The organism is Paenibacillus sp. N119s, assembly GCF_059447605.1.
The window spans coordinates 1-5,418 of the sequence record NZ_JCAJRU010000290.1 but is presented as its reverse complement, the minus strand read 5'-3'; the positions used below and the strand labels follow the sequence as shown (position 1 = coordinate 5,418).

Here is a 5,418-nt window from a genome sequence, read left to right as displayed (position 1 = left end):
CACTCCCCATTTTTCTCGATATATAAAAAGTACCCTACGGAGAGACTTTTTTAAAGTGTCTACTCTATAGGGTACAGTTTAATCCAGGGCCAGCTTTTTTGGCTTTTTATGTTATTAAAACTACAAGATTTTAGTTGATTTTTAATCTGTTTTACTAAGTTATCTTATTTGGTAAGCGAAATGATAGAGACTGCTAATATCTGAATTGAGTAATTTACCGCCACTGTAAAAGTCGATTGGGATAATATCAAAATAGTGCGTGCTGACGCCGTTGTAGAAAGAATACTTACCTGCAGCCGAGGTTAAACCACTTACTGGGATCGTAAAGTATCCTTGTTCATTGGTTGTTCCGCTTGCTGTAAATACCTTATTGTTTATTGTAACAATAATTCTTGTGGTGACGATAGCATTTGCCACAGGACTGCCTTGGGCATCAAACGCTCTACCACTAATGGTGATATTGTTTTTTATTCTCCATTTTTGTCCATAACCATAGTTTATAAAACCGTATACTCCACCGTCTGTTGTGATGTTAGAGGTTACCACCCGTGCAACATCAGCATTTTGATAACTCACTGTCAACGTGTACGGGGTGGTGAGATCGAACTTGGATGGTGCAATAACGCGGATATAATATTCCCCTGCGGATAACTTTATTTGTGCGGTTGTGTTCTGACCAAGATATCCGAGACTTGTTAAATTAGCGTCATATAGATCCAGTCGGTATTCGCCATAAGTTGAGGTATTGTTGAGGTTGAGCCGGACGGTGCTATCAGAGGTAACTTTGATCTTACTCCAATCTTCATCTAGAACATTGTCGATCGTTTGGCTGCTGCTAAATGTGGATGATCCCCGGTCTTTAGCAAACCAAGGATTGTCATCTGGTTCACTGCTGTCATAGTTGTCGGATTGGATAGAGTGAACGGTAAACGGCTGGGTTACATCAAATCCTTTGTATGATTGGACAAGTATGAAATAATAGCCAGTTCCTGCAACGTAGCTGACTTGTTCATATTGACCAGCCCCCTTCGTTGAATATGAAACTTTGTTTAGCGTTCCAGTGCTTTCATCAAGCTTGTATAGATGAAGATCGTAATCATTAGTTGTGGATGCCCCTGGATTTAAAAATACAGTCAGCTTATTGGGAGTCTCAACACGGGTGAAAAACCAGCGGCTTTCACCCTCTGCCGTAATATAACCTTGTGTGGAATTACCAGATTTAATAAAGATCGCGCCATCGGGTGTGGTGTTATAAACATCATATGTGACTGCAGAGACAGAAAGTTTATTGTTAGACGAAGTATCTGGTAATGAATTTAACTTTGGAGATTTTAAAGAGATGTCCTCCTTGGGGATTGAAAATGTTTTCGATCGGGTTGGCAATATAAGCTGATCGCTTAAAAGTGTGTTTGAGCCTTTCTTGACCATGGAATTTTGAAATTGTGCTGGCAATTGAATAGGCTGGGCTTGAGAAGAACCTGCAAGTGCCAGATTAGAAGATGCTGAGAACCAACCGACCGCAAGGATCAAAACGGATAATACACCAATAGTTTTCCTAAGCATAATTTGAAACACTCCTTCAATTAGATATTTTTTACCACAAGCTTAATATAAGATAGAGTTCAATATATGTCAATTATTGGTTTAAATTAAATTATTTGCGTTCCGAATAATGTTTTGCGAAATAGATTTTTTTGAAATTTTTAAAATGCTATAAACAATACAGTGGCAGGTGTCGATATATAATTTAGAGCGATAATTCTTCAGGGCGGCCGACCTGTGAAGACGCTCATACCACAAGGACGTGGGAATTAAACCATTTCAGGGAGGAAATTTAAAATGATTATCAACCACAATATTCCTGCATTGAACACTCACCGTAACATGGGTATGAATAGTGCTGCAGCAAGCAAAAACATGGAGAAACTGTCTTCCGGTCTGCGTATCAACCGCGCTGCTGATGACGCTGCTGGTCTCTCTATCTCCGAAAAAATGCGCGGACAAATCCGTGGTTTGGAACAATCCCAACGTAACGTTCAAGACGGTATTTCTTTTGCACAAACTGCTGAGGGTGCAATGAACGAAGTATCTTCCATGCTTTCTCGTATGAAAGAACTGAACGTTCAAAAACTGAACGGAACATATTCTTCCAGCGATAAGAGTAACATCAACATGGAGCTTAACGCACTGGGATCCCAAATCGACAGCATCATGAAGAACACTACATTCAACGGAATCAAAATCACTTCTAATGTAAAAGTACAAGCGGACGATAAAGCTTTTACAATTACAGTTAGTGGTGTTGCTACAGCAGGATTCACTGGTTTGAAATCTTCTTCCACATTGACAAATGTGAGTGATGCTATTGAAAAAGTAGCTACACAACGTGCTAAATTGGGTGCTGTTCAAAACCGCTTGGAGTATACTTCCAACAACTTGGGAACTACAGTTGAAAACCTGACAGCTTCCGAATCCCGTATTCGTGATACTGACATGGCTAAAGAAATGGTTGCTTTGTCCAAGAACAACATCTTGCTGCAAGCTTCCCAATCCATGCTGTCACAAGCAAACTCTGCGCCACAAGGCGTACTGTCCTTGCTTCGTTAAGATTTTGGAAAGCATGCGAATTATTAAAGGCTCTGCATTTTGCAGAGCCTTTTTTGTTTTTTTATATTGTTTTTCATAAATATTCTAAATCATTAACCGATATATAGAGTAGGACAGCCGATATGAGTAGAAGAGATAGAGTGTTCAACATACCATTTTATGAGCGAGGGGTTATGTTATGGAACCATTGATACCGACCAATGCAGGAGGTATAACACCGATTAATCTTTCTGCCGGAACTCCAAAGGAGGACACCGTTACTGATCCTGCAATAACTTCTGAAGAAGGTGCAGTCCAGTCTGTAATCCCTGCAAAAGCACAGCTGACACACGAGCAAACCATTCAGCAGTTGCAAAAAGCAATTGAGGCAATTCAAGGTCCGCAAAAAATGTTTGAAATATCTGTGCACGAAAAAACTCACACCATTATGATTAAAGTTTTGAACAAGGAAACAGGTGATCTCATTCGTGAAGTTCCGCCAGAAAAAATTTTGGATGTAGCAGCAAGAATGATGGAGATTACCGGGATTATTGTTGATAAGAAGGCATAAGGAGGAACGTTCATGGTAACAAGAATAAGTGGTTTGGCATCTGGTATGGATATAGATTCCATGGTTAAAAAGTTGATGACAGCTGAGAGCGCTCCGCTCGACAAGCTGAATCAACAGAAACAGCTAATGGAATGGAAGCGTGAAAACTATCGGGAGACCAGTGTGAAACTGGTTAGTTTTACACAAGATAAACTATCTAAACTTAGCTTGAGTAGTGCAATTAGTGCTCAGAAGGCCAATATTACTGGAAATACAAGTGCGGTTAGTGCCAAAGTATCTTCGTCAGCCAGTGGAGTATTAGATGTAAAGGTAACTTCGCTGGCAACAGCATCAAGTGCTACTTCTTCTGCAGCTATCGAACTCAATAGTTCTGTTCCTGCACCGACCGATTGGGGAACTGTTAAGCTACAGGATATTAAAGATTCGGGAATCTCAGGAACTACTCCAATAACAGTCAAAATTGGTTCAGGAGACTCGGAAGCGTCAATAGAGATTGATCCTGTCAATGAAACACTTGATTCCTTTGTCCAAAAAATCAATTCAAATAAGCAAGCTGGTGTGAGTGCAATCTATGACTCTGCCACAGGTAAGATTTCTCTAACAAGTAAAACGACTGGAGCCAAAGATATTGCGCTTAATGGAGCGATATTCTCGGCTTTAAAGCTGGGGAGTACTATTACAGGAGGCGAAGATGCCAAGCTCACTGTAAATGGTTTGGATATCACAAGGTCTTCCAATACCTTCGCGATGAATGGTGTTGAACTTACGCTTAATAATGCCAGTGGGAGTACTTCAACACGCATTGAGGTAGTCAAAGATACGGATAAGCTGGTTGAAACGGTTCAGGGGTTTGTTGACGCGTATAATGATGTTCTCTCTACGTTAAATAACAAAGTTAGTGAAGAACGTTACAGTAAGTATACCCCTTTAACAACTGATCAAAAAAAGGATATGAGTGATGATGAAATCACACTTTGGACCAATAAAGCCAAAAGTGGCATGCTTAAAAACGACAGCATCTTGCAGAGCGCAGCAGCCGATATGCGTAGTGCAATGGTACAAAAAGTTACACTCGACGACGGTACAACAATTAGCCTTGCTGAGCTTGGGATAACAACAGGTACGTATCAGACAAAAGGGAAACTTATTTTAGATACAGATAAGCTGAAAGCTGCTTTAGATAAAGATCCTGATATTGTGACCAACTTTTTTGGTAAGCAGGATTCTGCTACAGCGCAAAGTAATAAATATACAGATCAAGATGGAATTTTCGCACGTATGAAAAAAATATCCAATACTGCGCTGCAAAAGTTAGCTGATAAGGCAGGAACCTCAAAGGTAAGCACTGATCTGAGTGCTTCATTCATTATCAGCAGCACGATGGGACAAGAGCTAACGAGTATTGATAGAAGGATAACTGATATGACAGCCCGATTGAATATGATCGAAACGAACTACTACAAGAAGTTTACATCCATGGAGACGGCAATTAATAAATATAATAGTACTTCTTCTAGCTTGTCCAGCTTTAGATAAATAAGGAGGTCATACATTTGATTCAATCCCCTTACCAGAAGTACCAGCAGGCTCAAGCCCAGACTGCCTCCAAGCCTAAACTTCTGATTATGCTGTATGATGGGGCAATCCGATTTACTCGGGCAGGTATAGACGGGATTTTAGATAAAGATTTCGGGAAAGCCAACTATAATCTTTGTAAATCACAAGCTATCATTCATGAATTAATATCCGCTTTGAATTTTGATTATCCGATTTCGCGAGACTTGTTAAGAATTTATGAATATATGTTGCATTGTCTGATTGAGTCTAATGTTCATAAAGATGTGTCTAAGGCTCGGGAAGTAGAGGAACATCTAACGGATCTTCGTGAGGCTTGGGTAGAAGTGAGCAAACTTCCAAGCTCGGTCACAGGTAGCTGATGGACAGTAACAATATTCAAGACTTCATAAGAGTGCTGAAAGAAATTACAATAGAGACGACTAACCGAATTTCGATCATTGAAGAGGAAGAATTAGTTGCCTTTGTAGATCGTCGACAGGAAATTGTGCATGCAATGGAAAAATATCGTACTTCTCTCACTGAGGAAGACAAACAAGAAATTAGACTAATATTAGATATGGATGGACCGATATTAAAGCGCATGAATAAGTTGAAAGATGAAGCAGGCAGCTGGATGGAGAAAAAAGGGCATATTCGAATTCAACAAAATGCTTACCAGCGTGCTTATTCAGTTGATAGTCTTT

Annotated in this window: 6 protein-coding genes; 5 read left to right on the top strand and 1 reads right to left on the bottom strand. The window is 39.9% G+C overall.

Annotation, left to right across the window (positions count from 1 at the left end; translation table 11 throughout):
• Positions 1-159: 159 nt before the first annotated feature.
• Positions 160-1,563, bottom strand: coding sequence for a carboxypeptidase-like regulatory domain-containing protein (locus AC5V8P_RS22940; protein WP_064797829.1), 1,404 nt, complete (start codon positions 1,561-1,563; stop codon positions 160-162).
• A gap of 276 nt (positions 1,564-1,839) precedes the next feature.
• Between AC5V8P_RS22940 and AC5V8P_RS22935 the strand changes: the two genes are divergently transcribed.
• From AC5V8P_RS22935 to AC5V8P_RS22915, 5 genes are all read left to right on the top strand, one after another.
• Positions 1,840-2,607 (top strand): flagellin N-terminal helical domain-containing protein, encoded by a 768-nt coding sequence (locus AC5V8P_RS22935; protein WP_064797830.1) that lies wholly within the window; start codon positions 1,840-1,842, stop codon positions 2,605-2,607.
• A 178-nt stretch (positions 2,608-2,785) separates the two neighbouring features.
• Positions 2,786-3,157, top strand: coding sequence for a flagellar protein FlaG (locus AC5V8P_RS22930; RefSeq protein ID WP_064797831.1), 372 nt, complete (start codon positions 2,786-2,788; stop codon positions 3,155-3,157).
• Positions 3,158-3,169: 12 nt separating this feature from the next.
• Positions 3,170-4,693, top strand: coding sequence for a flagellar filament capping protein FliD (gene fliD / locus AC5V8P_RS22925; protein WP_064797832.1), 1,524 nt, complete (start codon positions 3,170-3,172; stop codon positions 4,691-4,693).
• A 17-nt stretch (positions 4,694-4,710) separates the two neighbouring features.
• A complete protein-coding gene (fliS, locus tag AC5V8P_RS22920) occupies positions 4,711-5,094 on the top strand; it encodes a flagellar export chaperone FliS (RefSeq protein ID WP_064797833.1) in 384 nt (127 codons plus the stop codon).
• Positions 5,094-5,418: hypothetical protein (locus AC5V8P_RS22915; RefSeq protein WP_495473897.1), on the top strand; the 325-nt coding region annotated here is incomplete at its 3' end. The genes fliS and AC5V8P_RS22915, both read left to right, overlap by 1 nt.

Coding starts and splice junctions, on each gene's coding strand:
- AC5V8P_RS22940 (WP_064797829.1), bottom strand. CDS start 1,563: ATGCTTAGGAAAACTATTGGTGTATTATCCGTTTTGATCCTTGCGGTC.
- fliD (WP_064797832.1), top strand. CDS start 3,170: ATGGTAACAAGAATAAGTGGTTTGGCATCTGGTATGGATATAGATTCC.
- AC5V8P_RS22930 (WP_064797831.1), top strand. CDS start 2,786: ATGGAACCATTGATACCGACCAATGCAGGAGGTATAACACCGATTAAT.
- AC5V8P_RS22935 (WP_064797830.1), top strand. CDS start 1,840: ATGATTATCAACCACAATATTCCTGCATTGAACACTCACCGTAACATG.